This window comes from Candidatus Rokuibacteriota bacterium (genome assembly GCA_016188005.1).
Classification (GTDB): domain Bacteria; phylum Methylomirabilota; class Methylomirabilia; order Rokubacteriales; family CSP1-6; genus UBA12499.
Genome location: JACPIQ010000012.1, coordinates 55288 through 81659 on the forward strand (window position 1 = coordinate 55288; position 26372 = coordinate 81659).

General features: G+C 70.9%; 29 protein-coding genes. 12 read left to right on the forward strand and 17 right to left on the reverse strand.

The window, feature by feature from the left end:
- Positions 1-4 precede the first annotated feature (4 nt).
- Positions 5-274 (forward strand): DUF2283 domain-containing protein, encoded by a 270-nt coding sequence (locus tag HYV93_03860; GenBank protein MBI2525097.1) that lies wholly within the window; start codon positions 5-7, stop codon positions 272-274.
- Positions 275-352: 78 nt separating this feature from the next.
- Here HYV93_03860 and HYV93_03865 read toward each other — a convergent pair whose 3' ends face one another.
- Entirely contained in the window at positions 353-1306 is a 954-nt protein-coding gene (locus HYV93_03865; GenBank protein ID MBI2525098.1) for an LLM class F420-dependent oxidoreductase, read from the reverse strand.
- 51 nt (positions 1307-1357) lie between these two features.
- Between HYV93_03865 and HYV93_03870 the strand changes: the two genes are divergently transcribed.
- Together HYV93_03870 and HYV93_03875 are read left to right on the forward strand one after the other, a co-directional pair.
- Positions 1358-2335: a hypothetical protein gene (locus HYV93_03870; protein ID MBI2525099.1), complete on the forward strand. Its 978-nt coding sequence runs from the start codon at positions 1358-1360 to the stop codon at positions 2333-2335.
- Between the two features lie 34 nt (positions 2336-2369).
- Positions 2370-2894, forward strand: coding sequence for a CBS domain-containing protein (locus HYV93_03875; GenBank protein MBI2525100.1), 525 nt, complete (start codon positions 2370-2372; stop codon positions 2892-2894).
- 24 nt (positions 2895-2918) lie between these two features.
- Here the strand turns inward: HYV93_03875 and HYV93_03880 are convergent, their stop codons facing one another.
- The 3 genes from HYV93_03880 to HYV93_03890 all read right to left on the reverse strand — a co-directional run bounded on the left by HYV93_03880 (position 2919) and on the right by HYV93_03890 (position 5591).
- Positions 2919-3260, reverse strand: a complete 342-nt coding sequence (locus tag HYV93_03880; GenBank protein ID MBI2525101.1) for a hypothetical protein — start codon at positions 3258-3260, stop codon at positions 2919-2921.
- Between the two features lie 112 nt (positions 3261-3372).
- Positions 3373-4683 carry an aminopeptidase P family protein gene (locus HYV93_03885; GenBank protein ID MBI2525102.1) on the reverse strand — a complete coding sequence of 437 codons (1311 nt, stop codon included), beginning with the start codon at positions 4681-4683 and terminating at the stop codon, positions 3373-3375.
- Between the two features lie 2 nt (positions 4684-4685).
- Positions 4686-5591, reverse strand: a complete 906-nt coding sequence (locus HYV93_03890) for an NAD(P)-dependent oxidoreductase (protein ID MBI2525103.1) — start codon at positions 5589-5591, stop codon at positions 4686-4688.
- A gap of 165 nt (positions 5592-5756) precedes the next feature.
- Here HYV93_03890 and HYV93_03895 point away from each other — a divergent pair, with 165 nt between their 5' ends.
- The 5 genes from HYV93_03895 to HYV93_03915 are packed head-to-tail and all read left to right on the forward strand — an operon-like array spanning position 5757 to position 11950.
- A complete protein-coding gene (locus HYV93_03895) occupies positions 5757-6788 on the forward strand; it encodes a TAXI family TRAP transporter solute-binding subunit (protein MBI2525104.1) in 1032 nt (343 codons plus the stop codon).
- Positions 6789-6803: 15 nt separating this feature from the next.
- Positions 6804-8747 carry a TRAP transporter fused permease subunit gene (locus tag HYV93_03900; GenBank protein ID MBI2525105.1) on the forward strand — a complete coding sequence of 648 codons (1944 nt, stop codon included), beginning with the start codon at positions 6804-6806 and terminating at the stop codon, positions 8745-8747.
- Positions 8744-9148, forward strand: coding sequence for a hypothetical protein (locus tag HYV93_03905; protein ID MBI2525106.1), 405 nt, complete (start codon positions 8744-8746; stop codon positions 9146-9148). The genes HYV93_03900 and HYV93_03905 overlap by 4 nt, the downstream gene beginning before the upstream one ends.
- A 22-nt stretch (positions 9149-9170) precedes the next feature.
- On the forward strand, positions 9171-10526 hold the full coding sequence (locus tag HYV93_03910; GenBank protein ID MBI2525107.1) for a UbiD family decarboxylase: 1356 nt from the start codon (positions 9171-9173) through the stop codon (positions 10524-10526).
- A 32-nt stretch (positions 10527-10558) separates the two neighbouring features.
- Entirely contained in the window at positions 10559-11950 is a 1392-nt protein-coding gene (locus HYV93_03915) for an AMP-binding protein (GenBank protein ID MBI2525108.1), read from the forward strand.
- Here the strand turns inward: HYV93_03915 and HYV93_03920 are convergent.
- Complete coding sequence (locus HYV93_03920) at positions 11943-12896, reverse strand: acetamidase/formamidase family protein (GenBank protein MBI2525109.1); 954 nt, start codon at positions 12894-12896, stop codon at positions 11943-11945. The genes HYV93_03915 and HYV93_03920 overlap by 8 nt on opposite strands.
- Positions 12878-13288, reverse strand: coding sequence for a pyridoxamine 5'-phosphate oxidase family protein (locus tag HYV93_03925; protein MBI2525110.1), 411 nt, complete (start codon positions 13286-13288; stop codon positions 12878-12880). Before HYV93_03925 ends, HYV93_03920 begins: the two co-directional genes overlap by 19 nt.
- A 132-nt stretch (positions 13289-13420) precedes the next feature.
- Between HYV93_03925 and tenA the strand changes: the two genes are divergently transcribed.
- The 4 genes from tenA to HYV93_03945 all read left to right on the forward strand — a co-directional run bounded on the left by tenA (position 13421) and on the right by HYV93_03945 (position 15106).
- A complete protein-coding gene (tenA, locus tag HYV93_03930) occupies positions 13421-14083 on the forward strand; it encodes a thiaminase II (protein ID MBI2525111.1) in 663 nt (220 codons plus the stop codon).
- Positions 14084-14093: 10 nt separating this feature from the next.
- Positions 14094-14342, forward strand: a complete 249-nt coding sequence (locus tag HYV93_03935; GenBank protein MBI2525112.1) for a hypothetical protein — start codon at positions 14094-14096, stop codon at positions 14340-14342.
- 3 nt (positions 14343-14345) lie between these two features.
- Positions 14346-14801: a MaoC family dehydratase gene (locus HYV93_03940; GenBank protein MBI2525113.1), complete on the forward strand. Its 456-nt coding sequence runs from the start codon at positions 14346-14348 to the stop codon at positions 14799-14801.
- A gap of 62 nt (positions 14802-14863) precedes the next feature.
- The gene (locus tag HYV93_03945) at positions 14864-15106 is read left to right on the forward strand and encodes a hypothetical protein (protein ID MBI2525114.1); all 243 of its coding nucleotides are present in this window, start codon (positions 14864-14866) and stop codon (positions 15104-15106) included.
- Here HYV93_03945 and HYV93_03950 read toward each other — a convergent pair.
- From HYV93_03950 to HYV93_04000, 11 genes are all read right to left on the reverse strand, one after another.
- Positions 15087-16088 carry a DMT family transporter gene (locus HYV93_03950; protein ID MBI2525115.1) on the reverse strand — a complete coding sequence of 334 codons (1002 nt, stop codon included), beginning with the start codon at positions 16086-16088 and terminating at the stop codon, positions 15087-15089. The genes HYV93_03945 and HYV93_03950 overlap by 20 nt on opposite strands.
- A 259-nt stretch (positions 16089-16347) precedes the next feature.
- Positions 16348-18480: an acetate--CoA ligase family protein gene (locus HYV93_03955; GenBank protein ID MBI2525116.1), complete on the reverse strand. Its 2133-nt coding sequence runs from the start codon at positions 18478-18480 to the stop codon at positions 16348-16350.
- Positions 18477-20072, reverse strand: coding sequence for an ABC transporter substrate-binding protein (locus tag HYV93_03960; GenBank protein ID MBI2525117.1), 1596 nt, complete (start codon positions 20070-20072; stop codon positions 18477-18479). The genes HYV93_03955 and HYV93_03960 overlap by 4 nt, the downstream gene beginning before the upstream one ends.
- A 57-nt stretch (positions 20073-20129) precedes the next feature.
- Entirely contained in the window at positions 20130-21017 is an 888-nt protein-coding gene (locus tag HYV93_03965; protein MBI2525118.1) for an ABC transporter permease, read from the reverse strand.
- 49 nt (positions 21018-21066) lie between these two features.
- The gene (locus HYV93_03970) at positions 21067-22029 is read right to left on the reverse strand and encodes an ABC transporter permease (GenBank protein MBI2525119.1); all 963 of its coding nucleotides are present in this window, start codon (positions 22027-22029) and stop codon (positions 21067-21069) included.
- Entirely contained in the window at positions 22023-22466 is a 444-nt protein-coding gene (locus HYV93_03975; GenBank protein MBI2525120.1) for a MaoC family dehydratase N-terminal domain-containing protein, read from the reverse strand. The genes HYV93_03970 and HYV93_03975 overlap by 7 nt, the downstream gene beginning before the upstream one ends.
- A 3-nt stretch (positions 22467-22469) precedes the next feature.
- Complete coding sequence (locus HYV93_03980) at positions 22470-23021, reverse strand: 2-oxoacid:acceptor oxidoreductase family protein (protein MBI2525121.1); 552 nt, start codon at positions 23019-23021, stop codon at positions 22470-22472.
- A gap of 4 nt (positions 23022-23025) precedes the next feature.
- Complete coding sequence (locus HYV93_03985) at positions 23026-23904, reverse strand: 2-oxoacid:ferredoxin oxidoreductase subunit beta (protein ID MBI2525122.1); 879 nt, start codon at positions 23902-23904, stop codon at positions 23026-23028.
- Positions 23904-25079: a 2-oxoacid:acceptor oxidoreductase subunit alpha gene (locus HYV93_03990; protein ID MBI2525123.1), complete on the reverse strand. Its 1176-nt coding sequence runs from the start codon at positions 25077-25079 to the stop codon at positions 23904-23906. The genes HYV93_03985 and HYV93_03990 overlap by 1 nt, the downstream gene beginning before the upstream one ends.
- Complete coding sequence (locus HYV93_03995) at positions 25072-25296, reverse strand: 4Fe-4S dicluster domain-containing protein (GenBank protein MBI2525124.1); 225 nt, start codon at positions 25294-25296, stop codon at positions 25072-25074. Before HYV93_03995 ends, HYV93_03990 begins: the two co-directional genes overlap by 8 nt.
- Before the next feature lie 38 nt (positions 25297-25334).
- Positions 25335-26138: an IclR family transcriptional regulator gene (locus HYV93_04000; GenBank protein MBI2525125.1), complete on the reverse strand. Its 804-nt coding sequence runs from the start codon at positions 26136-26138 to the stop codon at positions 25335-25337.
- Positions 26139-26372 lie beyond the last annotated feature (234 nt).

Here is a 26372-nt window from a genome sequence, read left to right on the forward strand (position 1 = left end):
GGATATGAAGAACTCGTACTTGGAGGTTACCTTTCGACACGGTCAGCCTCTGGCGGCCTACCTCTACCTTCCACGGGGGCCGCGCGACAAGAGCTATCGGACCGAGAGGGCGGCACGCGGCTTGGTGATCGACTTCAACCGAGGCGGCAAGCCCATTGGCATCGAGATCACGGCACCAGCCAAGCTGTCCGCAGCAGCCCTCAACCGGGTCTTGCGTCGCTTGGGCCTACCGGCCGTGACGCGCGCTGACCTGGCGCCCCTTCGAGCTGCGTGACATCCCGCCAACCTGACGACGCCTTCGCCGACTCCGGGAGATTGGCGCGGAGGTTCGAGAAGCCCCGCAGTCGGCTCTCTAGCGGGGGGGGTCGCCCACCGCGCGGAAGGCCGGGGCCACCTCCGAGATGAAGCGGTCGAGGGCGGGGCGCCGGTCGCGGGGCAGGAACATGGTGGGGACGAAGAGCATGCCCACGCCCGCCTCGGCGAGGCGACCGAGGGTGTCGCGGATCTGGCCGGCGCTGCCCCCGAGCACCGTGTCGCGGGCCCTGGCCTCGTCGGCGCCGAGGCGGGCCATATAGAGGCGCTGCGCCTTCTCGATCTCCCCGGGATCCTCGGTCATCGCCAGCACCATGTTCGCCGAGCGCAGGAGCGTGGCGGGATCGCGGCCCACGGCGCCGCAATGCTCCTCGAGGATCTTCCCCTTCTGCGCGAGGGGCAGGGGCCCGCCCCAGACATTCCAGTGGTCGGCCCAGCGTGCCGCGATGCGGAGCGTGACCTTCTCGCCGCCGCCCCCGATCATGAGCTCGGGATGCGGGCGCTGCACGGGCTTCGGCATGAGCGGCGCGTCCGCCAGAGTGTAGTACTTGCCCGTGAAGTTCGCCCTCGGCTGTGTCCAGAGCGCCGTGAGTACCTGGCAGGCCTCCGCCAGCCGTCCGAGGCGCTCGCCGACGGTGTAGAAGGGGATGCCGTAGGCCTGGTGCTCGTTCTCCTGCCACCCCGCCCCGAGGCCGCAGATGAGCCGTCCCCCGGAGATGATGTCCACGGTCGTGGCCGTCTTCGCGAGGACCGCCGGATGGCGATAGGTGTTGCCGGAGACGATGGTGCCAACGCGCATGCGTGAGGTGAGCGCCGCCAGCCCGGACAGCGTGGACCAGCACTCGAGCGCATCGCCCTGGCGGTCGGGCGTGTTCGGCATGAAGTGGTCGGTGACGCAGGCGGCGTCCCAGCCAGTCGCCTCAGCGTGGCGCCAGAGGGCAGCGACGTCCTCCCACGTGGTGCCGGTGAGCCCGGTGAAGATCCCGAATCGCATGGACGGCCTCCTCGGTGAGATGAGTGAGGGTAGCATAGCGGAGGCCCACCCATGGAGCATGCGACCGAGCGGGAGATCCTGGTCATCCACCCCGGGGCCCTGGGCGACGTGCTGCAGGCTGTCCCGGCGCTCCGGGCGCTGAGGCGTCTCGAGGGCTGCTGCCACCTCGCGCTGGCTGCTCAGCCGCGGATCGGGCGGCTGCTGGCCGGAGCGGGCGAGGTGGACGAGGCGCTCGCCTTCGACGGGCTCGGCCTCGAGGCGCTCTTCGCGGGCGAGCCTCCGCCTCCCGCCCTGGCGGCCCGTCTCGCGCGCGCCGCCCGCCTCGTCTCCTGGTTCGCCGCGAGCGACGCGCGGTACCCCGACGGGCTCCGGGCTCTCGCCCACTCCGTGGTCATCGCCGCCCCGGTGCCCGACGACTCGTTCACCGGCGCCGTCTGGCAGCACCTGCTGGCGACGCTCGGAGCGTGGCACGTGACGGCGGCGCCCCCGCTCTCCCCCATCAGGCTCCCCGAGGCGTGGCGGACGCAGGCGCGCGAGGCGCTCGCCGGGCTCGGCGCCAGGCCGGGACGCCCCATCCTCGCCGTGCACCCGGGAGCCGGTGGTGCGTGGAAGCGGTGGCCGGCGGGAGACCTGGCGCGGGTGCTCCAGGAGGTGGTCAGGAAGACCGGCTGCCAGATCGTCGTCCACGAGGGCCCCGCCGACGCCGAGGCGGCCGCCGCGCTCCTCGGAGCGCTGGGCGGAGCCGAGAGGGAGGCTCCGGTCCTCAGGCTGGTCGGGCCGGACCTGCCGCTCCTGGCCGGCGTCCTCCAGGCCTCCGCCGCCTTCCTCGGCGCCGACTCCGGCGTGAGCCACGTCGCGGCGGCTGTGGGGGCCGCGGCGGTGATCGGCTTCCCTGCGGCCACCCGGGAGCGCTGGGCCCCGTGGAGCCCCACGGCGCTCCCCCTCCTCGCAGGGGCCCCCGAGGGCGTGCCGGACCGCGTGGCCGAGGCCGTCGTCGCTCGGATTGACTCCTCCCGCAGGCGTGCCTAGACTTCAGTCACGGGAGGTCACGATGGAGGGGCCGATGAGCGAGTTCATGGACGAGTACTCCGAATCGCTCGATCAGGACTTCCGGAAGATCGGCGGAGCCCTGCTCAACGACACGGTCCAGTTGCTCGCGCCCAGCGAGCCCATCCGCTTGCTCCCGGATGCCTCGGTCCAGGACGCGATCGACCGCATGGCGGAGAAACACCGCGCGGCCGTGGTCGTCGTGGACACCGACGGGCGCCTCACCGGGATCTTCACCGAGCGGGATGTCCTGATCCGGGTGCTGGGTCAGGGGCGCGACGCGCGCCAGACGAAGCTCGGGGAGATCATGACGCCCGATCCCGAGGCGCTCTCCCCCCAGGACCGCATCTGCTACGCCGTGAACCGGATGAGCACGGCCGGCCACCGCACGATCCCGCTGGTGGACGGAGAGCGCCGGCCCATCGGGGTCGTGACGGTCAACGACATCGTGAAGTGGCTGGCCGAGATCTTCCCCGAAGCCGTCCTCAACCTCCGCCCCGGCGACACGCTGAAGCACCCCCTGCAGATCGACTCGGGATAGCGTCAGCGGCCGGCGGCGTCGCGGTCAGGACTCGGGCGCGGACTCCTCGGCGGTCTCGGTCAGCAGGACCCAGTCGTCGGGCTCGTTCGGGGCGGGGCGGCTCCCCAACGCGGTGGTGACAGTGCGGCTGCGGCTGGGAGAGAACCACTCCCAGACTCCCTGGGGCGCGGCGGTCGTGGGCGCCTCGCCCATCTCGGGCCCCGCCACCCCTGCCTCGGTCCGCTCGGTCTTGCGCAGCCGCTTCTCTTCCTGCTTCGCCCGCCGCAGCTGATCCCGCCGCCTTCGCTCGAATCCGTAGTTCTGGCGCGCGCTCATGAGCGCGGCGTCGAGGTCATCCGACGAGGTGCAGGCACGTGCATCGTCCACTCCTGGCGGTGATGCTGTCGCGTGAAGGCCAATGCGTCCGATCGGTTCCGACCGGACAGGACACGCCGGAGTTTACACGAAGGCCGCGAGGATTGCGAGGGCCTGGCCCCGATCAGATGAAGCCGGGGCGCGGCTTCGGCTCCTGGGTCGGCTCCAGCTCGCGCGTCCCGGGCAAGGGGCCCGTCGCGGTCCAGTAGCGCGTCCCCGCCACGATCAGGGTCTCGGCGGGGAAGCGCGTCAGCACCTCGTGCCCCGTCTCGGTGACCAGGATCTCCTCCTCGATGCGCGCCGCCGACCAGCCGTCGGAGGCCGGCCAGAAGTTCTCCAGCGCGAAGACCATGCCGGCCTCGAGCGGCACCGGGTGGTCGAGGGAGACGAGGCGGCTCATGACGGGTTGCTCCCAGATGGAGAGCCCCACGCCGTGCCCGTACTGCAGGCCGAAGCAGGCCTCCTCGTCCGGAAAGCCGAACTCCTGGGCGCGGGGCCACGTGGCGGCGATGTCCGCGGTGGTGATGCCCGGCTTGACCATGGCGATGGCCTGGTCCAGCATGTCGCGGCAGCGCTTGTAGGCGTCCACCATGGCCGGCGAGGCGCTGCCCACGGCGAAGGAGCGATAGTAGCAGGTGCGGTAGCCCATGTAGGAGTGCAGGATGTCGAAGTACGCGGGGTCGCCCGGCCGCAGCACGCGGTCCGAGAAGACGTGCGGGTGCGGGTTGCAGCGCTCCCCGGCGATGGCGTTGACCGCCTCGACGTCCTCGGAGCCGAGGTCGTAGAGGGTCTTGGCCGCGACGCCCACCAGCTCATTCTCGCGGATCCCCGGCTTGAGCGCGTGGTAGAGGTCCTCGTAGGCGGCGTCCACCATCATGGCGGCGGTGTTGAGCAGGATGATCTCGTCGCGCGTCTTGATCCGCCGGGCCACCTGCATGAGCTGCTGGCCGTCCACCACCCGGAGCCCTTCCTTCTGCAAGGCCTCCAGGATCGGCAGCTCGATCACGTCCACCCCCAGCGGCTCGCGGTGGAGCCCCCGCGCCTCCAGTTCCCGCCTGATCTTCCGCGCCAGGTCCTCGGCCCGTCCCATCTCGGGCGTCATGGCGCCTCGGAGGAGCGAGATGCCCGCGCGCGAGCGGTCGCCGAGCCACGGGCAGTAGAGCTGATGGTGGCGGGCCGCCGAGCCGAAGTCCCACATGATCGGGTCGTCGCCACGCGGCAGGAGTGTGAAGCGCGAGAGCTTGTCGCGCGCCCACTCCCCGATGGTCGTGTTCGTGATGTAGCGGATGTTGTACATGTCGAAGCAGAGGAGGCCGGCCAGCTCCGAGCGGTCGAGCGCCCCCCGCACCCGGGCCAGGCGCTCGCGGCGCAGCCGGTCGAAGTTGACGCGCTCTTCCCAGTCCACGCCCATGGTCCCGTAGGTCGGCAGCGCCATGTCTAGTCTCCTGTCGTCGGCTTCGGGCTAGGGTTCGAGCCACTCAGGTAGGCCAGCACGTCGAAGAGCACCGCGAAGTCGTGGCGGCCCAGGCCGAGGCCCTGGGCGGCCGCGAGCATCTCCCCGGTGAGCGCGGTGGTGGGCAGCGGCACGCCCAGCCGTCGCCCGAGATCCAGCGCGAGGCCCAGGTCCTTCTGCATCATCCCCACGTCGAACCACGCCTCGGCGGGCATGCCGAGGACGAAGGGGCCGCGATACTTGACCATGGGGGAGGCGATGACGCTCCGGAGCAGCACCTGCACGGCCCGCTCGCGCGCGATCCCGGCCTTCTCGGCCAGCAGCACGGCCTCGCTGAAGGCCGCCATCTGCACCGCGAGCCCCAGGTTGGTGGCGATCTTCATCGTGACCGCCAGCCCGAGGGCGCCCACGTGCGTGATGGTGGGACCGATGGCCGCGAGGTACGGGCGCACCCGATCGAGCGCCGCCGGGGCGCCCCCGACCATGAAGGAGAGCTGGCCCTGCTCGAGCGTCGCGACGCTGCCGGACACGGGGGCGTCCAGCATTGCCGCCCCGCAGGCGGCGACTTGCGCCCCCAGCGCGCGGGTGGCCTCGGGGCTCACCGTGCTCATCTCCACATACACCGCGCCCGGCCGCAGCCCCGCGAGGATGCCGTCGGCGCCCCCGGTCACCGCGGCCAGCGCCTTCGTGTCGGTGACCATGCTGAAGACGACCTCGCCGGCCTCGGCGACCTCACGGGGGGAACCGGCCACCTTCATCCCCGCCGCCGCCAGCCACAGCGCCTTCGCGGGGGTCCGGTTGTAGCCGACGACGGGGAAACCGGCGCCGAGGAGCCGCTTCACCATGCGGCCGCCCATGGCGCCGAGCCCGACGAAGCCGAGGGGAGGCATGCGCAGTAGACTAGCGCGACTCGAGACGCTCTGCACCCCGTCGGCGGCGATGCTGGCCGCAGGCGCCCTTGAACGGCGGCACCGGCCGGGAGTAAGCTAGCGCATCGTTTCGGGCCCCGCCCGGGCTCGCGCGGCTATACTCACGCCCCATGCGGAGGACACACCATGCGGACATCCGTCGGACGCAGGGCGCTCGCCGGTATCACCGCCCTGAGCCTCGCGCTGTGGGCGAGCCCGGCCTTCGCCCAGGGCCAGGCCGTCAGCATCGGCACCAACCCGCCGGGGTCGGTCTTCTACTCGGTGGGCAGCGGTCTGGCCAAGGTCGTCAGCGATAGCGGCAAGCTCAAGATGGCCGTCCAGCCCTACGCGGGGTCGAGCACCTTCATCCCGATGCTCAACAGCGGCGAGATGGAGTTCGGCGTCGTCAACGCGGTGGACATGGCGCTGGCCTATCGGGGCCCAGGCTTCAAGATCGGCGGGCGCAATCCCTTCCCCCATGCGTCGAACGCCCGGCTCGTCATGCGGGGTTCGCCGCTCCTGGTGGGCCTCGTGGTGCGGAAGGACTCACCGATCAAGAGCGTCCACGACGTCAAGGGCAAGCGGATGACCGGTGAGTACCCCGCGCACCTGGCCGTCTGGTACAACATGTTCGGCCACCTGGCGAGCGCGGGGCTCACCTGGAGCGACGTGAAAGTGGTGCCGGTCCCGGCGATCAACGAGGGCATGGACGCCCTGGTCCAGGGCCGCGCCGACGTGACCGAGTACGCGCTCAACGCGGCCAAGGTCAAGGAAGCCGACGCGGCAGTCGGCGTTCGCCACGTCTCCATCGACTGCTCGCCCGAGGGAGAGCGGCGCCTCCGCGCGGCCGTGCCCGGGTACTACCCGCGCGTCGTCAAGGCCGGGACGGCGACCGCCGTCACCGAGGATACCTGCGTCATCGCCTACGACCTCTACGTGGCGACGGGCAAGGGCGTCGCCGACGCGCCGGTGGAGAGCACGCTGCGCGCGATCTGGGACGGCGTGGACAGGCTGCCGGCGGCCCACCCCGTGTTCAGGGAATGGACGCGAGGGCGCTTCGTGGACGTGGATGCGACCCTTCCCTATCATCCCGCCGCCGTCCGCTTCTACAAGGAGCGCGGCGTCTGGACGCCACAGATGGAGCAGGCGCAGCAGAAGCTCCTGTCGCTGAACCCGTAGGGCCGGGCCGCCCCGGTGGCCGACGCCGTCTCCAAGTTCCGGGCGCTGCGCGGCGCGCCGCGGGGGGTGGAGCGGGCGCTGCTATCGGCGGTGACGCTCCTCGGCAGCCTCTGGGCGCTCGAGGTCCACCACCACCTCCCCTGGGCGTTCTTCAAGGAGCAGTACCTCGGCCTCTTCCTCGGGGTGAGCCTCGCCGCGGTGTTCGTCGCCGTGAAGGCCCATGCGGGAGGGCGTGAGGACCGCGTGGCCTGGCATGACTGGGGCCTCGCCGCGGGCGGGCTCGGCGTGGGGCTCTACGTCACGCTGCGCTACCCCGTCATCGCCTATCAGCTCGGTGTGCTCACCTGGGACAAGGTCGCCCTCGGCGCGCTGGCGATCGCCCTCGTGCTGGAGGCGGCGCGCCGGCTGGTCGGCTGGGTGATGGTGGCGCTGGCGGCCGTCTTCATCCTGTACGCGAAATTCGCCTGGCTCCTGCCGGGGCTCCTCGCCGGCAAGGGGGCGTCGTGGGAGCGCATCGCCGTCTACCTGTACCTGGACACCAACGGCCTCCTCGGCCTGCCGCTGGCGGTGACAGCGGGGATGGTCGTGGCCTTCATCTTCTTCGGCCAGGTGCTCTACGCCGTGGGCGGCGACCGCTTCCTCACCGATCTCGCCATGGCGCTCATGGGGCGCTACCGGGGCGGGCCGGCGAAGGTGTCGGTGGTGGCCTCCTCCCTCTTCGGCACGGTGTCGGGCAGCGCGGTGTCCAACGTGGTGGTGGACGGACCCATCACGATCCCGATGATGAAGCGCAGCGGGTACGCGCCGCATGTGGCGGCAGCCATCGAGGCCGTGGCCTCCACGGGCGGCCAGATCATGCCCCCGGTCATGGGCGTCGCGGCCTTCCTCATCGCCGAGTTCCTCTCGCTCCCTTACTCCGAGGTGGCGCTGGCCGCTGTGATCCCGGCGCTCCTCTACTACCTGGCGCTCTTCGTCCAGGTGGACCTGGAGGCAGCCAGTCACGGGCTCGTCGGGCTTCCCGCGCGGGATCTGCCGCGGCTCCGCGACGTGCTGCGCCGCGGCTGGAGCTTCCTCATCCCGCTGGGCGTGCTCGTCTACACGCTGATGATCGCCTCCTGGGAGGCGGGCAAGGCCGGGATGGCGGCCGTCATCGCCACGCTCGTGGTGGGCGCGCTCCAGTGGGAGGACCGGCTGACGCCGGCCCGGCTCTGGCGGGCCATCGAGGAGGCCGGGCGCGTGCTGCTGGACATCGTCGCCATCACGGCCGTGGCCGGCTTCGTCATCGGCGTGCTGCAGCTCTCGGGGCTCGGCTTCAAGTTCTCCCTACTCCTCGTCACCGTGGCCGGGGGAAGCGCGCTGGGCCTGCTCGCGCTCACCGCGGTGGTCTGCATCATCCTGGGCATGGGCATGCCCACGGCCATCGTCTACATCATGCTGGCCGTCCTCGTGGGCCCGGCCCTCGTCCAGCTCGGGATCGCGCCGCTGGGCGCGCATCTCTTCCTCTTCTACTTCGGGATGCTGTCCATGATCACGCCGCCCGTGTGCCTGGCGACGTACGCCGCGGCCTCCATCGCGCGCTCCGACTTCATGAAGACGGGGTGGACGGGGATGCGGCTCGGCATCGTCGCCTACGTGGTGCCCTTCGTCTTCGCCTTTCACCCCTCGCTCCTGATGCAAGGCTCGGTCGCGGAGATCGTGCTCGCCGCCGCGTCGGCGGCCGGCGGCGTGATCCTCCTCGGCACGGGCTGCGCTGGCCACCTCTTCAGGGCGCTGTCCTGGCCCCGGCGCGGGGCGGCCGCGCTGGCGGGGCTCTTGCTGATCCCCCCGCCGTCGAGCGGCCCCTGGCTCGCCGCCAATCTCGCGGGGCTGGCGCTCGGCATCGCCTTTGGCGTCTCGGAGTGGACGGCCCACGGGCGGGCGCTGCCCGTGGCCGTCCCCGCAGCGCAGCGCGAGCCATGACGCGCGCCAGCATCGACAGCACGGCCGAGGCCTATCTGGAGCTGCTTGCCGCGCGCGGCGTGGAGTACCTCCTCGCCAATGCGGGGACGGACTTCGCCCCGCTCATCGAGGCCCATGGCCTGCCCGTCCTCTTCGTCGTCTTCAACAACCGCGCGTGGGGCGCCGTGAAGCGCGCCGTCACCTCCCATGCCCGCGAGGGCTGGGCCGTGAGGGCGGGCGCCATGCCCTTCGTCGATCTCGACCCGGCCCCCGACTACGAGCTGATCTGTCAGGCCTCGGGCGGCCACGGCGAGCGGGTGGAGGACCCGGCGGCGCTGCCCGCCGCCCTCGCCCGCGCGCTCGGCGTCGTCCGTGACGAGAAGCGCCAGGCGCTCGTCAACGTCATCTGCAAGAAGCCGTGAGAGCCCCGGAGGGACTCGCCCCATGGCACAGGACCTGAGAAGCTACCTCGACCTGATCAAGCGCCGGCGCCCGGAGGACTTCCGGATCGTCTCGAAGGAGGTGGACCCGGCCCACGAGATCACGGCCATCGTGGCGAAGGCGGAGCGCGAGGCCCGGCAGCGCCCGGTGATGCTCTTCGAGAACGTCAAGGGCTCGCGCTTCCCGGTGCTCACCAACCTGCACGCCAGCCGCTCGCGCCTGGCCACCGCCATGGGCTGTGCCCCGGAGGAGATGCTCGAGACCTATCTCCGCGCCATGGAGAAGCCGATCCCGCCGCGCGTGGTGCCGACGGGTCCGGTGAAGGAGGTCGTCCTCACCGGAGCCCAGGTGAACCTGTACGACCTGCCGCAGATCGTCCACCATCAGGGCGACGCGGGGCCATACCTCACGGCGGCCATCTCCTTCGCCCGGGACCCCTCCGCGGAGACGTGGAACTGCGCCTACAACCGCCTGATGGTGAAGGGGCGCGACACCACCTCCATCCACCTCACCGCGGGCAAGCACCTCTGGGAGTTCTACCGGATCGCCGAGTCGCTCGGGAAGCCCCTGCCCGTGGCCTTTGCCGTCGGCGTGCATCCGGCCGTCGCCCTGGGGGCACTGGCGATCGGCTCCATCGACGAGGACGAGCGGGCCATCATGGGGGCGCTGCTCGGGGAGCCGCTGGAGCTGGTCCGCTGCGAGACCTCGGACGTGCTCGTGCCGGCGCATGCCGAGCTGGTGATCGAGGCCGAGATCCTCCCGGCCGAGCGCATCCCGGAGGGACCCTTCGGCGAGTTCACCGGCTACAGCCTGGGAGAGCGGCAGCGCGAGGTCGTCCGCGTTCGGGCCATCACCCACCGGCAGGGCGCCCTCTTCCAGGACATCACCGTGGCGCATCTCGACCACATGCTGCTCTCGACCATCCCCATGGAGGCCAACCTCTACCGCGCGGTGCGCGCCATGGTCCCCTCGGTCCGGGCCGTGCGGGTGCCGGGGCCCTTCACCTGCTACGTCTCCCTCGAGCAGCGGCTGCCCGGCCAGGCCAAGAACGCCATCCTCTCGGTCCTCGGCGCCGACCTCTACATGAAGCGGGTCGTCGTGGTGGATCAGGACGTGGACGTGTTCGACGACCGGCAGGTGACCTGGGCCATCGCCACGCGCTGCCAGCCTGACCGCGACATCGCCATCATCACCGGCGCGCGGGGCTCGGATCTCGACCCCTCGACGCGGGAGGACGGCTACACCGCGAAGTGGGGCGTGGACGCCACGGCGAAGCCATCGCTGGCGTCGTACACGCCGCGCCACCGCGTGCCGCCCGAGGTGTGGAAGCGGCTCAACCTGAAGGACTACCTGCCCTGATGGTCCTCGCGGAATCCCGCGAGGCCCGGGCCGTGAGCGAGAACTTCGCGGAGCTGCTGGACAGGAGCTCCTGCGCGGCGCCCGGCGCGCCCGCTCTCGTGTGGGAGGGCGGCGCGCTCACGCGGGCCGAGCTCGCGCTGCGGGCGGGCGGCGTGGCGCGGGTGCTGCGCGAGCGCGGCGTCCGCGCCGGCGACCGCGTGGCGCTGTCGCTTCCCAACGGCTGGCCCTTCGCCGCGACGCTCTGGGGGGCGCTGAAGCTCGGCGCGACGGTCACCCCGCTGAATCCGCGACTCACCGGCGAGGAGCGGGGGAGGATCCTCGGCGATCTCCGGCCGGTGACCGTGATCGAGAACGTCGTGGACGCGCGGGCGCCGTGGCCGAGCGCCGAGGCGAGCGCTCCGGCGCTCATCCTCTACACCTCCGGCAGCACGGGCGAACCCAAGGGGGTCGTCCTCTCGCACGCGGCGCTGACCTTCGCCAACCGCTCCTGGGTGGGTCCTGTCATGGGCCTCACCGCCGCGGACGTGGTCCTCGCGGCGCTGCCGCTGTCGCACTCCTTCGGCCTCAACGGCGCGCTCCTCGCCCCGCTCCTGGCCGGAGCCTCGGTGGTGCTCCTCGGCCGCTTCTCGCCGGAAGGAGCGCTCGCCGCCATCGCGCGCCATCGCGTGAGCGTGGTCCCCGCGGTGGCAGGCATGTTCAGGCGGATGCTCGACGCGAGGACCTTCGACGCCGCCGACCTCGGAAGCCTCCGCGCCGCCGTGTCAGGAGCGGCCCCGTGCCCCTGGGAGCTGGCGCGGGAGTGGCGCGCGCGCACCGGCGTCAGGATCATCCGCGGCTACGGGTCGACGGAGCTGTTCCGTCCCCTCTCCCACCTCGTCGGCGATCCCCGCGAGGAGCCAGAGGCCGTGGGGCGCCCCGTGCCCGGCGTCGAGATCGCCGTGATGGACGAGGCGGGAGCCCCCGTGGCGGCGGGGGAGGTGGGAGAGCTCTGGATCCGGACGCCAGCCGCCATGGAAGGCTATCTCCACCGGCCGGACGAGACGCGTGAGGTCCTCGTGGAGGGCTGGTTCAGGACCGGCGACCTCGTCATCCGGTCGCCGGAGGGCTACGTCAGCGTCGTGGGGCGCAAGCGGGAGCTGATCCTGCGGGGCGGCTACTCCGTCGTGCCGGGCGAGATCGAGGCGGTGCTCCTCGCCCACCCGGCCGTGGCCGAGGCCGCCGCCGTCGGCAGGCCGCATCCCGAGCTGGGCGAGGAGGTGGCGGCCTTCGTCACGCTGCGCCCGGGGGCGGCGAGCAGTCCCGAGGAGCTGATCGCCCACTGCCAGGCACGGCTGGCAGGCTTCAAGTGCCCGCGCCAGGTGCGGATCGTCGCGGAGCTCCCGAAGGGCGCCACGGGCAAGGTCCTCAAGAGCCGGCTCAGCTGAAGATGCTCTCGGGCAGGAAGGCCGAGACGATCCAGTGGGGTGCGTCCACGATCTCGCTGATCCTGAGATCCACGGCCACGCTCGAGAGGACGTAGGCCTCCTCGCGCGAGAGCCCGCGCTCCTCCACCAGGTGGTCGATCATGTAGCGCGTCGCCTGCTGGGCTGCGGCGAAGAGGTCGGGGCCCTGCGCCGTCGTCGCGAACCAGGGGCCGCGATGCGTCCCCGGGCCGAGCGCGCCCCGGATGCGCAGCCTCGGCTCCGGCAGCCGCCGGCCCTCGTCGAGGCCGAAGCGGAGCGTGACCTGTGCCGTCATCTCCACCGCCGTCACGCACACCTCGCCGTCGCCCTGGGCGGCATGGGCATCCCCCACGCTGAAGAGCGCGCCCTCCACCCAGACCGGGAGGTACAGCGTCGAGCTGGCGGTGAGCTGCTTCACGTCCATGTTGCCGCCGTTCTTCCGGGGCGGCAGGGTGCTGTGGCTTCCCGGCTCGTCGAGGGCCACGCCCATGACGCCGGGGAAGGCCTCGATGGGCACGGCGATCCCGCGCCCCATGCGCGCGTGGCGGCCGTCGGAGAGATCCCAGATCTGCAGGTATGGCGTCGGGAACTCCGCCTCGGGGAGGAGGCCGCGGCCGGGACGGACCGCCGTCCAGCCGAAGGCGGCCGCGGGCTTGACCTCCAGCACCTCCACGGCGAGGACGTCTCCCGGCTCGGCCCCGCGAACCCTGACGGGGCCCGTGAGCGGGTGGCCGCGGAAGGGCCCACGGGCCAGCACGTCGGCATGGGAGGACGAGGGCGCGTAGTAGCCGCCGGAGGCATCGCGGGTGTCGAAGACCACCGTGTCCCCGGGATCGATGACGAGCCGGGGGGCCAGCGCGTTGTTCCACTCGTAGTGGACGAGGCCGGCGTCGAGCCGATGCGTGCGCGTCACGGCTCGAGCCCCCACGTGAACACCCGCGCCGGAGTCACCTCGACGATGACCGAGTCGGACTCCTCGAGCGCGGCCTCGCCGGGGTACTGCGGGTACTTCGCGTAGAGGAGACGCCGGATCCGCCTGAAGGCGGGACCCCGCTCGATGAGCCGCGGCCGGCCCTGGACCATCACACCCTTGAGCCCGGACCATTGTTCCGTGTACAGATCCACGGTGAGGGCGATCCGGGGATTGGCTCTCAGGTTGAGCACCTTCCGGCCGCCGGGGCCCGAGGCGAAGTAGATCTTCCCGTCGGTGACCACGTGACAGACCGGCACCACGTGCGGCATGCCGCCGGGACCCGCCGTCGCCACCCGGCAGACCCGCTCCCAGCGGAGCAACGCTTCCACGCGCTTCGTGAGCCTCACAGGGACCACTTATGCCGCAGCGCGGGGGCCTGCGCAAGACACCCTTCCCGCGGGGCGATGCAGCGGCCGAAGCGGCACCCGATGCCTCACGCCGCGCATCCTGGGGGTAGAATACGGCGCGGGCACCGGGACATGGCCTTCTCCAACGACTGCTGGCGCGCCATCGAGGACGTCTACGGAGCGATCCTCCGCCACCCTTTCCTCGCCGGGCTCACCGACGGCTCGCTGCCGCGCGAGAGCTTCCGCTTCTACGTCGTCCAGGACGCCCTCTATCTGCGGGACTTCGCCCGGGCGCTCTCGCTGGCCGCCGCGCGCGCACCGCGCGAGGACTGGATCATCATGCTCGACGAGCACGCGGCCGGCGCGCTCAGGGTGGAGCGCGCGCTGCACGAGGGCTTCTTCCGCGACTTCGGCCTGAGCCCGGAGGCCGTGGCCGCCACCCCCCTGGCCCCGACCAACCTCGCCTACACGAGCTACCTGCTGGCCGTGGCCCACGGCGGCCCCTTCCACGAGGCGCTGGCGGCGCTGCTGCCCTGCTACTGGATCTACTGGGAGGTGGGGCGGACGCTCGAGCGGCGCGGCTCCCCGGACCCGCTCTACACCCGGTGGATCGCGACCTATGCCTCCGAGGAGTTCGGCGCTGTCGTCCGCGCGGTGCTGGAGGCGGCCGACATCACCGCCGCGCAGCGCGCCCCGGCCGAGCGAGAGACCATGCGCCGCCACTTCGTCGCCACCAGCCGCTACGAGTGGATGTTCTGGGACATGGGCTACCGGCGCGAGTCGTGGCCGGTCTGAGGAATCCCGAATGATCCTTCGCGAGGACACCAACGACATCGCCGGGCTCACGTTCGCTCACGGCAAGGTCCATGCCCTCGGCGCTCTCCCTCCGGCCACCTTCCGCCTCACCAAGGCGCAGATCCGCCAGCCCGCGCGCGAGCGCTGGGAGTCGAGCCGCGCCCGGATCGACGCCCAGGTGGCCGAGATCTGGGCGGAGGCGCCGGCCCGCGAGGCGATCCGGGGCTACGTGGAGCGCACGCTCGGCAAGAGGAACTGACCCGTGCGAGAGCCTGTCCGCTACTTCGAGGACTTCCAGCCGGGCGAGGTGATCGAGCTCGGCAGCCGCACCATCACGAAAGAGAGCATCGTCGCCTTCGCCCGCGAGTTCGACCCGCAGGTCTTCCACGTGGACGAGGAGGCGGCGAGGCACACCATCTACGGCGGGCTCCTGGCCAGCGGCTGGCACACGGGCTCCATCCTGATGCGGCTCCTCTACGACGGGCTCCTCTCACACACCGCGGGCCTCGGCTCTCCCGGCTTCGACGAGCTGCGGTGGGTCAAGCCCGTGCGCCCCGGCGACACGCTCTCGGGACGCATGACGGTGCTCGAGCGCAGTCCTTCCCGGAGCAAGCCGGACCGGGGCTTGGTCCGCTCGCTGATGGAGCTGCGGAACCAGCACGGCGAGGTGGTGCTCACCATCAAGGGGCTGAGCCTGCTCGGCCGCCGGCCCGCCTGAGCGCGGGGCCGGACGCAGGTGCGCGTTGACCGGCCGCCGACTCCTGTTGTAGATTCTGTCGCATGACAAAGAGGAAGAAGACGGCGAAGGCGGCGAAGAAGACCACCAAGAAGGCGGCGGCCAAGACGCCTGCGGCGAAGAAGGCACCGGCCGCGAAGAAGGCGCCGACGGCCAGCGCGAAGCCTGCGGCAGGGCCGGCCCGGTCGGCGGGATCCTCGGACGGCGGCCCGGCCCAGGGGGCAACCTATGCGCCCCAGCCGATCCAGGGCACGGGCTGGGCGCCTTTCAGGTACCCGCCCCAGTAGGCGGCCGCCGCGCTCCCCCGCCGCCGCGGCGGCGGGGGAGCGCGCGAGCCAGCAGCCCCCCAATGGCCTGACGCAGGTGTCCCCGCCCCTCGGGGCCCTGGCAGACCACCACCCCCGACACGGCCAGCACTCCTCCCAGGAGCTGAAGCGGCGCCAGCCGCTCGCCCAGGATCAGCCAGGACAGGAGCACCCCTGAGAGCGGGACGAGATTGGTGAACACCGCCGTCCGCCCCGCCCCGACCCGCCTGAGCCCGACATTCCACCACAGGAAGGCGAGCACCGTGGCGCCCACCGCGAGGTAGCCGAGGCCGCCCCAGGCCTGGGCGCCCGCGGCGGCCAGCCCGGGCCAGGGTTGCTCCAGCAGGGCCACCGGGATCAGGAGCGCCGTGCCGATCAGGATGCCGTAGGTGAGGGTGGCGGCATTGGAGAGCCGCTCCATCGTCACCTTCGAGACGTACGAGTAGATCCCCCAGCACGACCCGCCAAGGAAGAACAGGATGTCGCCCAGCAGGGTGGCCCTCCCCACGCCGACGGCCAGGCGTCCCGGCTGCACCAGGAGCGCGACGCCCGCCACGCAGAGCAGCATCCCGACCACGAAGCCAGAAGGAAGGCGGTCGCCGCCCACCCGTGCCGCCACGAGGTTCGTCGACAGCGCGCTGGCGGTGGACGGGATCAGCGCGCCATGCGCCGCGGGGGCGAACCGCAGGGCCGAGAAGAAGAAGGCGTGGTTGAGAAAGGTCCCGAGGAGGCCCACCCAGAGGAGCAGAACGAGATCGCGCCGGGCGAGGGAGCGTGGGTCGGGGAGCTGCCGCCGGAAGATCGCGACGAGCAGCACCCCGGCGAGCCCATAGCGCAGAACGCCCGCGGTGAACGGCGCGATGTCGCGGACGACGAGCTTGCCCGCCACCGCCGTGGCGCCCCAGAGAAGTGCCGTGAGCAGGATCAGGGCGTAGACGCGCGCGAGGGGCTCTCTGGATCTCATGGGGCGGGCGCCCGGAGGCACCCCATCGAGTGTGCCACGGCTCTGCGCCGATCTGATAGGCCCGCGCGCGCGACAAGGCTGCGCTCGGGCGGGGCGCGGTCCGCTTGTGGGCTGACGCGGGACCTTCCGCACCCTCGGCATCGCCGTCGCCGTGTGGGTGATCCCCGCGGCGCGCGTCCTGGTCCGCGACGCCCCCGCGCCCCCGCGGCCAGCCCCAGCCGCTCAGCCCCAGGGCGCGGGGACCGGACGAGGCGGACGCTCAGCCCTCGTCGGGAGCCTCCTTCCGCCCCACCACCCGCACGTCGATCGCGACTGCACCCTGGCCGTCCTCGAGGGCGATCAGCGGATTGATGTCGAGCTCCTCGATCAGGTCACCGGCGGCGAGGGCGAGGTCGGAGAGGCGCAGCGCGGTCTCGACGACGGCCTCCCGATCGCGGCGACACTGACCGCGGACGCCGTCGAGGACGCGCGCAGCCGCAATCTCGCCGATCATCGTCTCCGCCTCGCGGCGCGACAGCGGCGGCAGACGGTGCGCGACGTCGCGCACCACCTCCACCAGCGTCCCGCCCAGCCCGAAGGTCAGCACGCCACCGAACTGAGGATCCCTCGCGATCCCGAGGAGGAGCTCGGTTCCGCCGGTGATCATCTGCTGGACGAGGAGGCCCTCGACCATGCCGGGGTGGAGCCGCCGCTTGGCGACGTCGAGCAGGTCCGTGGCAGCCTCGCGCACGGCCGCCGCGCCCGCGAGCCCGATCCGCACCGCGCCGGCATCGCTCTTGTGGCTGAGGGCCGGCGAGAGCAGTTTGACCGCGACCGGGAACCCGATCTCCTCCGCCGTCGCGACCGCCCCGTCCGGGTCGTCTGTGATCGCCTCGCGAGGTCCAGGTATGCCGGCGTGGAGCAGCACCGCGCGGGCCTCCCGGTACGTCAGGAGATCGCCGCGTGCGAGCGCGCTCCGGACCAGAGGCGAGAGCGGCGGCACCGGGCGAGTATCCTCGACCGGCGGCGCGGGACGCCCGGCCTGGACGAGGATCTTCAGACCGGCAGCCATCGCCGGCAGCGTGGTGTAAAGCGGTAACCCCGCCGCGCGGATCACCTCGCGCCCGCCGTCGACCATCGAGCCCCCGAGCCAGCCGATCGCCAGCGGCTTCCGCGACCCGGGCGCAAAGGCGACGACATCCTCGGCCAGACGCCGCGCGACCGCCGGAGGCAACATCGAGAGCACGAGGGCGATCGCGTCGATGGAAGCGTCGTTCGCGACCGTCGCGAGCGCCGCGCGAAGCAAGTCTGGCGAGGCGAAGAGCTGCCCGGTCACGTCGACCGGGTTCTGGCAGGCCGCGAACGGCGGCAAGATCCCGGCGAGCACCGCCACGGTCTCGTCCGAGAGCAATGGGATGTCGAGACCCGCGCGCGCGAAGTGATCGGACGCCAGCACGGAGACGCCACCCGACCCGGTGATCACGGCCAGCCTGGCTCCGGGTAGCGACATCCCGCGGGAGAGGAGCCGGCAGGCGTCCACCATCTCTTCGATGTCGCCGACGGCGATGATGCCTGCCTGCCTGAACGCCGCGCGGTACACCGCGTGGGAGCCGGTGATCGCACCGGTGTGCGAGAGCGCCGCGCGCCGACCCGAACCCGTCTGCCCTGCCTTCAGGACGACGACCGGCTTGCCGAGGTCACGGGAGAGCCGCCCGATCTTGAAGACCTTGCGCCCGTCTCGAACCCCCTCGATGTATGCGGCCACCACGCGGGTCCGCTCGTCGAGGAGGAAGGCCTCGATGAAATCGAGGGCCTCGAGGCTCGCCTCGTTGCCGCTCGAGACGAAGAAGCTGAACCCAAGCCCCTCATCCTGCATGCGGTTGAACGTAGTGGTGCCCATCGCACCGCTCTGGCTGACGAAGGCGATCGAGCCGGCGAGCAGGTCACCCTCGAGATGAGCCGAGAAGCTCGCGGTGAGACGCTGCCAGACGTTGATGACGCCGACGGAGTTCGGCCCGCAGAGCAGGATGCCGCGGCACCGGGCGATCGAGGCGATCTCCGCCTGGAGGCGCGCGCCCTCCGCTCCGGTCTCCGCGAAGCCCGACGACAGGACCACGGCGGCGGGAATGCCGGCGTCCGCGCAACGATCGAGCTCGCGCGGCACCTGCGCCGCCGGCACGCAGACGACGGCGAGGTCCGGGACCTCCGGCAGACACCCTATGTCGCCGTACGCCGGGAGACCCTGCACCTCGGCCGCGGCGGCGTTGATCGGGTAGATCCGGCCGCCGAAGCCGTGGCGCAGCAGATATCGAAGCGGCCGCCCGCTGACCTTCTCGGGATTCGTCGATGCGCCGACGATCGCGACCGACCGAGCGTCGAGGAGTGGGCGCAGCCGCGTGGATCGTCCCGTCACTGAGCGATCCACACCTTCGTGTACGTCGTATCGTCGTAGAAGCTCGCCGGGTACTTGTGGTTCCGCACGCGGCGGTCCTTGTAGAACCAGCCCTGCGGCCAGCCGACGACAACCAGCGGCGGGGCCTCGAGCGTGAGGAGGTGGCGCTGCAGGTTCCAGTACGCCTTCTTTCGTTTCTCGGCGTCGACCTCGCGGAGGGCTTGGTCGATTAGCTCGGTGGCCTTCGGCTCGGACCACTTGCTGTAGTTGCGACCGCCCTGAGGCGAGAACAGCAGCGAGAAGACGTCGGCGGGGTTCGACGTCTCCGGCCCGTGGTCCTGCGTCGCGATGAGCTCGAACTCGCCCTTCGCGTAGTTGGCCCAGCCCACCGCGCTCTCGAGCGACTGGAGCTTCCCGCGCAGCCCGATCCGCCGGAGCTGCGCCAGCACGAGCTGAGCGCGATCGACGTAATCCCCGCTGACGCGCACCGAGGCGTTGAAGTCGACGCCGCTCGGATAGTGCTTGGCCACGAGCTTCGTGGCCTCCGCGATGTCGGCGTCCTTCGGCTGCCGGCACCCTGGAAGCCTCCTGACCTCGTCGAGCGGCAGCGCGTAGTCACCGACGAGGTCAGGGTTCAGGACCGCGCACGGCACGGCCGCGCCGTCGAGACCCTTCGCGACCAGCTCCTGGCGGTCAATCACCAGGTTCACTGCGCGGCGGATGTCGGGGTTGTCGAACGGCGCCTTGCTCAGGTTCATCTGCACGACCGCGATGATGTTGATCGACACCTGATTCAGCTCGGCTTCCTCGCCGCGCGCCTTCTTCACCTCGTCGGCCTGACTCTTTGTCATGAGCGGCCAGACGGGCGCCATCATCACGCGGCCGGTCTTCACCGCCGTGTTCTGCGCCGAAGCATCCTTGAGGATGAAGACCTTGACGCCGTCGAGGTACGGCAGCCCCGGGAGGAAGTAGTGCGGGTTGCGCTCGAGCTCGAAGAGGTTGCCGCGCACGTACTGCTTGAGCTTGAACGGGCCGGTCCCCACCAGCGCCTCCGGCCGCATCAGGTCGCCGTACTTGGCGAGGATGTGCCTGGCGGGAACGCGGCACCACGTCGAGGCCATCGACGACACGAACGTGGCCGCGGGGAACTTGAGCTGGAACTTCACGGTGGTCGGGCTGACGATCTCGACGGCATCGACGATCGGCTTTAGCGCGGCGCCGCAGCGGGGACTGCGAAACGTCGGCTTCAGGATCCGGTCGAACGCCACTTTCACGTCCTCGCCGCTGAAGGGCGTGCCGTCGTGCCACTTGACGTTCGGGCGGAGCCGGAACGTATACGTCTTAGCGTCGGGCGACACGGTCCAGCTCTCGGCGAGGTCGCCGACGATCTTCGCCGGGTCGTCCGGGTCATGCTGCAAGAGCCCGCTGAAGACGCCGGCCGTCGCCCACACGAGCTGGCCACCCGACTCCGTCTGGAAGTCAAGTCGTCCCGGATCGGCGTTGATGAACGTGGTCAGTATGCCGCCCTGTCTCGGCTTCTCCTGCGCCGAGACCTCAACAGCGAGGACGAGCGCGAGCAATACGACAACAACGATGAGCGACGACCTTTTCATAGCAGCCTCCCGTTCTCTGACCTCACACGATGCGTCCGCCCTCACGGCAGACGCTTCTCACGGTCCGTGTCGACGCTCACGCCGGGTGCGCGGGTCCGAGAGATCCCGGACGGTGTCCCCGAGCAGGTTCAGGCCCAGCACGGCCACGAAGATGGCGATGGCGGGGAAGATCAAGAGCCACGGCGCGCGGGCGGCATCGGCCATGCTCGCCGCCAGCATACCGCCCCACGACGGTTCGTCGAGAGGGATCCCGACGCCGAGGAAGCTCAACGACGCCTCGACCACCACCGCGTACCCCATGTTGATGGTGAAGAGCACGATGTAGATGCTGAGGCAGTTCGGAACGATGTGCCGGCAGACGATTCGCGCGCGGGAGCAGCCGATCCCTCGGGCTGCCTCTACGAAAGCCGTTTCCCTCATGGAGAGGACAATCGGGCGCACCGTGCGGATCGCGGTAGGAGCGAGCAGGGTTCCGAGCGCCAGGATCACGTTGTTCGTGGACTGCCCGACGGCCGCCATGATCGAGAGCGCCAGCACGATCGGCGGCAGGGCCATGAGCGTGTCGACGCAGCGTTGGGTGAGCGTGTCGACGAACCCGCCGATGTAGGCCGTAACGATGCCCCACAGCGTCCCGAGCGTGATCGACACGCCGACCGAGATCACGCCCACGTAGAGGGTGATCCGCGCGCCCCAGATAAGGCGGCTCAGGATGTCGCGCCCGAGCTTGTCTGTCCCCAGCAGCGCGCCGGAGCCCGGCGCGCGGTAGGACGCGAGCGCCGTGTCGTTCGGCGGGTACGGCGCGAGCTGAGGCGCGAAGATCGCGGTCGCGACCAGCCCAAGGACAATCACGCCGCTCGCGACCGCCATCGGCTCGCGGAGGACCGCCGGCGCCGCCGCCATCGTGCGGCGGACCGTCGTGTGCCCGCTCAGGAGCAGCGCCCGCACGCCTCCTGCCGAGGAACCGACGAGCACCGATGGCGACCGGGCGCTCACGTCAGGTGTAGCGGACTCGTGGGTCGAGCCGCGCGTAGAGCACATCCACGGTGAGCGTGATGGCCAGGAACGCCAGCGCCATGAAGGCGACCACGCCCTGAAGCAGCGGGTAGTCGCGGTACTGGACCGCCTGCATCAGGGTGGAGCCGAGGCCCGGCACCGAGAAGATCGTCTCGACGATGACGAGGCCGCCGAGCAGCCGGCCTCCCCACCAGCCGATGAACGTGATCACTGGCAGGATCGCGTTGGCGAACGCGTGGCGGTAGACGACGATGAGCTCGCCCAGGCCTTTGGCGCGCGCGGTGCGCACGAAGTCCTCGCCCAGCACCCCGAGAACCTGCGACCGCGTGAGGCGCGAGATCGGCGCGCCGATGTAGAACGCCTGCGCCAGCACCGGCCACACGAACTGCTTCAGGTTCTCGGTGGGGCTCGTCGAAAAGCTCACAAACTCGATGGGCGGCGACCAGCCGAACAGCCCCACCAGGAGGAAGAGCATCAGGACGCCGCTCAGGAAGATCGGCAGCGCGAGGCCGCACACGCTCACCAGCCGCGCGACGACGTCCGCCCAGCGGTTCTGGTGGGTCGCCGCCACGACGCCCGACGGGACCGCCCATACCACGGCCACCAGCAAGGTCAGCACCGCCAGCTCGAGCGAGCGCGGCACCCGCTCGGCGAGGATGTCGAACACCGGGCGGCGCTGCGTGTACGAGTACCCGAGGTCGCCGCGGACGGCGCCGCCGAGCCAGTCGACGTACTGCATCAGGATCGGCCGGTGGAGACCGAGCTCAGCCCGGAGCTGCTGGACTTGCTTCCGCTGGACCTCGCTTGCTTCCGTTCCTGCCTGGAAGACGAGGATCTCCGCGATGTCGCCCGGCACCACGCGCATCAGCACGAAGATCAGCAGCGAGGCGCCGAGCAGCGACGGCACGAAGAGCGACAGGCGCCGGAGGACGTACGTCAGCACGCCGCCTGCTTCGCCACGAGGTGGACGACCTCGCACTCGACGACCGCTTCGCCGCCCTGGTTCAGGCAGGTGCTCCGGTGGACGACGATGCCGCGGCCGCCGGTGCGGCTCTCACGCTTCTCCACGATCTCCATCATGACGTGAATGGTGTCCCCCGCCATCACCGGCCTCAGGAACTTCACGGCCCTGAACCCGACGAGGCGGGTGGCGGGCTCCCACTCGAACGCCTGCTCTTCGAGTCCGCCCATCATCATGAGGACCGTGCGCGCGGGGGCGATGAAGCCCGCGGCGCCGGTGGCCCGCGCGCTCTCCACATCGTTGAAGATCGGGACCGTCATCCCGGCGAGGCCGACGCAGAGCGTGATCGCCGTCTCGGTGATGGTCTTCCGCCGCGTCTCGAACCCATGGCCGACCTCCAGGTCGTCGTAGAACCTCACGGCCTACGCCTCGCCCCGGCTCCGGAGCCCCTGCGCGTACGACCAGCCCTCCGCCGCGGCGCGCCGGTTCACGGCGAGGAGCCGGCTCGGTGTTCGCGCCTCGATCGCGCGCTCGACGTGCTCGAGTGTGGCGACGCCGGTCAGCGCCGCCACAACGGCGACGCACGCCATGTTCGCCGCCTTGGCCGCCCCCGCGCGCTCCGCCATGGCCACCGCGGGGAGCGAGACCACGCGCCGCCCGGCCGCGTCGCGCTCGGGCACCCGCGCCGGATCGGCGAGCACGAGCGCGTCGTCCGCCGTGCGGCTCGCGAAGTGATTGAAGGACCGTTGGGTGAGCGCCACCAGCACGTGTGGCCGGACGCCCCACGGGAAGGCCAGCTCGCTGTCGCTCACGATCACGTCGGCGTACGAAGGGCCCCCGACGATGACCGGCGCGTAGAACTGCGACTGCGACACGTGATGGCCGGCGTGGACACCGGCTGCTTCCGCCAGAACGATGCCGGCAATGACGAGCCCCTGTCCTCCATCTCCGGCGAACCGCACCTCGGTGCGCATGGCCTCACCCCCTGGCCGCGGCGCCCGCCCGGTCGGCGAGCTTCGCTGCGGTGGCGGAATACATCTCGACGAACTCCGGCTTGTGCTGCTCGTGCAACACGCCGATCTCCCACTTCCCGCTGTCCGGGCCAACCCGCCCGGATGTCTCCGGCGTCACGCGTACGGTGTTCTCCTTGAAGTGCCGGAGCCACTGCGTGGCCTCGGGCATGCCGTTGCGCTTGCCGTAGAGCACGTGGCAGTGCTGCAGCGCCTCCACCACCGAGAAGCCCTTATGACGGATCGCGCGCTCCAGCATGTTCGTCATATGCACGGCGTGGTACGACGTGCTGCGCGCGACGAACGTGGCTCCCGCCCCGATCGCCAGGCGACAGGCGTCGAATGGGTACTCGAAGCAGCCGGCGGGCGACGTCTCGGTCATCCCGCCGAGCGGCGTCGACGGGCCGTACTGCCCTCCGGTGTTGGCGTAGCCGAAGTTGTTGACGATCAGGACGGTGATGTCGATGTTCCGGCGGGCTGCGTGGATGAAGTGGCTCGCGCCTATGGCGAGCGCGTCGCCGTCGCCCTGGATCGTGATGACCGTCAGCTTCGGGTTCGCGAGCTTCAGGCCGATGCCGACGGCGCACGCGCGGCCATGGGCGCCGTGGATGTGGCTGCTCTGGAAGTACTCCCCCATGATTCCGTAGCAGCCGCTCCCGCCCACCGTGACCACGGAGCCGAGATCGAGCTCGAGCCGGTACATCGCGCGGGCGAGCGCCGACTGCACGATGCCGAGCCCGCAGCCCGGACAGTACCGTAACGTCTCGCCGGCCTCGGCATCCGGCAGCCGCGCGGTCGCGCGGGCCAGTTCGTCCATCGGGATCGCCATCGTCCTCGTCGTCGCCATCACCGAGCCCTCCCAACCGGCGCGTCGAGCGCCGTGAGAATGTCTTCCGGGCACATGGGATAGGAGTCCACGCGGTTGACCGGTTGCACCACGACGCCGCGGGGCCCAAGGGTCCGCTCCACCTCCCGCACCATCTGACCGAGGTTCAGCTCCGGCACCAGCACCGTTTCGGCGTTCCGCGTGTGCGTCCGCAGCGCCTCCTCGGGGAACGGCCAGAGCGAAACGAGCTTCAGCACGCCCACGCGGCGCCCCCTGCGGCGGGCCTCCTCCATCGCCGCCACCGCGGCATAGACGCAGCTCCCGTACGCGACGATGACGGTGTCGGCGTCGTCGGTCTGGAAACTCTCGACCCACTCGATCTCCCGCCCCCGATGGAGGACCTTGGCGGCGAGATGGCGGACGTGCCAGTCAGCCTCCTTGTAGTCCCATACCATCCCTCCGCCGCCGATCCCCTCCGGCCCGTGCGTGGTCACCTGGAACACGTTGCGGTATCCGGTGCCGATGTCGGCGAGCGGCGGGACGTCCTCGAGGTGGTCGCAATGATAGGTTCGGTACTCGGACGGGCTACACGTCGGTCGGAGACGTCCCTCGACGCGGATCGTGTCGTAGTCGGGAAGCTCCATCACCTGGCGCATGAGCCCGACGTGCATCTCCGACATCACTATGACCGGCATGCGGAGCCGCTCGGCCAGTTCGACAGCGCGCACGGTCACCCAGAAACAGTCGCTGACGGACGCGGGCGCGAGGACGATCGACGCGTGATTGGCGTTGAAGCCCCACTGCGCCTGCATCACGTCCATCTGGGCGCCGTAGATCGAGCCGGTGGACGGCCCGATTCGCTGCACATTGATGACGATGGCGGGAAGCTCGGCCGAGGCGAGCGACGCGATGCCTTCCTGCACCAGGGTGAAACCCGGGCCCGAGGTCGCGGTGGCGACGCGCTGGCCGGCGGCCGCCGCGCCGAGCAACGCGTGCATGCTGCCGCACTCGTCCTCCATCTGGACGCAGACGCCGCCGAGCCCGGGCAGCCGGTAGGCGAACCGCTCGAAGATCTCGGTGGCCGGCGTGATCGGATAGCCGGCGTAGAAGCGCACGCCAGCGGCGATCGCGCCCTCCGCGCACGCCTCGTTGCCGAGCAGCAGGACGCGTCTCGCGCGAGCGCCGTCGTCAGACATGGACCGGCTCCTTTCGCGCGGCGTGGACCGTCACCGCCCAGTCCGGACACAGCACCTCGCAGAGCCGGCAGGCGGTGCATTTCCCGATCTCCGCGACGACTGCCTTCCGGGTCCGCGGCGCCGCTGCGAGCACCTGGGTCGGGCACACGTCGATGCAGATCGCGCACGACCGGCACCGCGCCTCCTCGATGAGGACCTCCACTCCGAGTCCCTTCACCTGTCACCCCTCCTCTGGCTTGAGGAACAAGAAACTCTTCAGCCGATCACGCGGCTCCCGCCGGTCGCTCCGAGCTCCCGGGAGATCGCCTGCCCGGCCTGCAGGGCGGGCTCGATCGCCTCTTCCAGTCGCGCGGGCGGCATGCGGGTCTTCGGCGCGAAGAGGCCGATGCTGGCGACGCACGTGTTCGCGGGCCCAAAGATCGGGGCGGCGATGCCCGCCACCCCGGGCCCGGTCTCCTCGGTGCTCACCGCGTATCCCTTCTGGCGGATCACGCCGATCTCGGCGCGCAGCCTCGCCGCGTCCGTCGGCGTGTTGGCGGCCAGGCGTACGAGCGGCGTCGCCACGAGGTACTCGTCGACCTCCTGGTCGCGCATCATCGCGAGCAGCAGCTTGCCGGTCGCGCCGCAGTAGAGCGGCAGCGGCCGTCCGAGTGGCAGCGTGTAGCGGAGCCCGTGCGGACTCTCAAGCTGGTAGATGCAGAAGCGCTGGAATTCGACCCGGATGCTAAGCGTCACCGTCTCGCTGAACTCCTCCCACAGCCGCCGCATCGTGGTCTGACTCAGCGCGGCGATGTCACCGCGATAGAAGACGCTCGCCGCGAGCGTGGCGATACCCGCGCCGAGCGAGTAGCGGCCGTCGTGCGCATTCTTCGATACCAGCGCCTTGTGCTGGAGCGTCGCCAGCAGCCGGCTGACGACGGGCTTGTCGAGCTCGAGTCCGCGACAGATTTCCGAGAACTTCACCGGCTGCGGGTTCCCGGCGAGCCAGTAGAGGAGATCCGCGGCCTTCACCACGGTCTTGACGACACTCTTTCTCGCTGGGGCATTCGCGGTCCGCATATCGGATCTTAGGGATACATTTCGGACCTTAGCCTAGACGAGTCGGGCAAGTAATCAATCGGGCGTTTGAACTAATTCCGTGTGCTTCGAAGCCTAGCCCAACTTCCACGGCGCCCTGACGGTTTTCGGGCGCGCGCGCCGCGTAACCCCGTGAAATTTCGTGTGGGGCATGCGGAGATTGCCAGAATAGTCACGAATCAGAGGGGGGCCTGGGTGCCGGCGCGAGCGGCCACG

What these genes read in the sequence shown, in the direction of transcription:
- HYV93_03870 (MBI2525099.1), top strand. Translation starts at nt 1,358, where the DNA reads ATGGAGCATGCGACCGAGCGGGAGATCCTGGTCATCCACCCCGGGGCC.
- HYV93_03885 (MBI2525102.1), bottom strand. Translation starts at nt 4,683, where the DNA reads ATGGCGCTGCCGACCTACGGGACCATGGGCGTGGACTGGGAAGAGCGC.
- HYV93_03860 (MBI2525097.1), top strand. Translation starts at nt 5, where the DNA reads ATGAAGAACTCGTACTTGGAGGTTACCTTTCGACACGGTCAGCCTCTG.
- HYV93_03985 (MBI2525122.1), bottom strand. Translation starts at nt 23,904, where the DNA reads ATGGCGACGACGAGGACGATGGCGATCCCGATGGACGAACTGGCCCGC.
- tenA (MBI2525111.1), top strand. Translation starts at nt 13,421, where the DNA reads ATGGCCTTCTCCAACGACTGCTGGCGCGCCATCGAGGACGTCTACGGA.
- HYV93_03865 (MBI2525098.1), bottom strand. Translation starts at nt 1,306, where the DNA reads ATGCGATTCGGGATCTTCACCGGGCTCACCGGCACCACGTGGGAGGAC.
- HYV93_03960 (MBI2525117.1), bottom strand. Translation starts at nt 20,072, where the DNA reads ATGAAAAGGTCGTCGCTCATCGTTGTTGTCGTATTGCTCGCGCTCGTC.
- HYV93_03950 (MBI2525115.1), bottom strand. Translation starts at nt 16,088, where the DNA reads ATGAGATCCAGAGAGCCCCTCGCGCGCGTCTACGCCCTGATCCTGCTC.
- HYV93_03980 (MBI2525121.1), bottom strand. Translation starts at nt 23,021, where the DNA reads ATGCGCACCGAGGTGCGGTTCGCCGGAGATGGAGGACAGGGGCTCGTC.
- HYV93_04000 (MBI2525125.1), bottom strand. Translation starts at nt 26,138, where the DNA reads ATGCGGACCGCGAATGCCCCAGCGAGAAAGAGTGTCGTCAAGACCGTG.
- HYV93_03905 (MBI2525106.1), top strand. Translation starts at nt 8,744, where the DNA reads ATGACGCGCGCCAGCATCGACAGCACGGCCGAGGCCTATCTGGAGCTG.
- HYV93_03990 (MBI2525123.1), bottom strand. Translation starts at nt 25,079, where the DNA reads ATGTCTGACGACGGCGCTCGCGCGAGACGCGTCCTGCTGCTCGGCAAC.
- HYV93_03935 (MBI2525112.1), top strand. Translation starts at nt 14,094, where the DNA reads ATGATCCTTCGCGAGGACACCAACGACATCGCCGGGCTCACGTTCGCT.
- HYV93_03875 (MBI2525100.1), top strand. Translation starts at nt 2,370, where the DNA reads ATGAGCGAGTTCATGGACGAGTACTCCGAATCGCTCGATCAGGACTTC.
- HYV93_03910 (MBI2525107.1), top strand. Translation starts at nt 9,171, where the DNA reads ATGGCACAGGACCTGAGAAGCTACCTCGACCTGATCAAGCGCCGGCGC.
- HYV93_03945 (MBI2525114.1), top strand. Translation starts at nt 14,864, where the DNA reads ATGACAAAGAGGAAGAAGACGGCGAAGGCGGCGAAGAAGACCACCAAG.
- HYV93_03895 (MBI2525104.1), top strand. Translation starts at nt 5,757, where the DNA reads ATGCGGACATCCGTCGGACGCAGGGCGCTCGCCGGTATCACCGCCCTG.
- HYV93_03890 (MBI2525103.1), bottom strand. Translation starts at nt 5,591, where the DNA reads ATGCCTCCCCTCGGCTTCGTCGGGCTCGGCGCCATGGGCGGCCGCATG.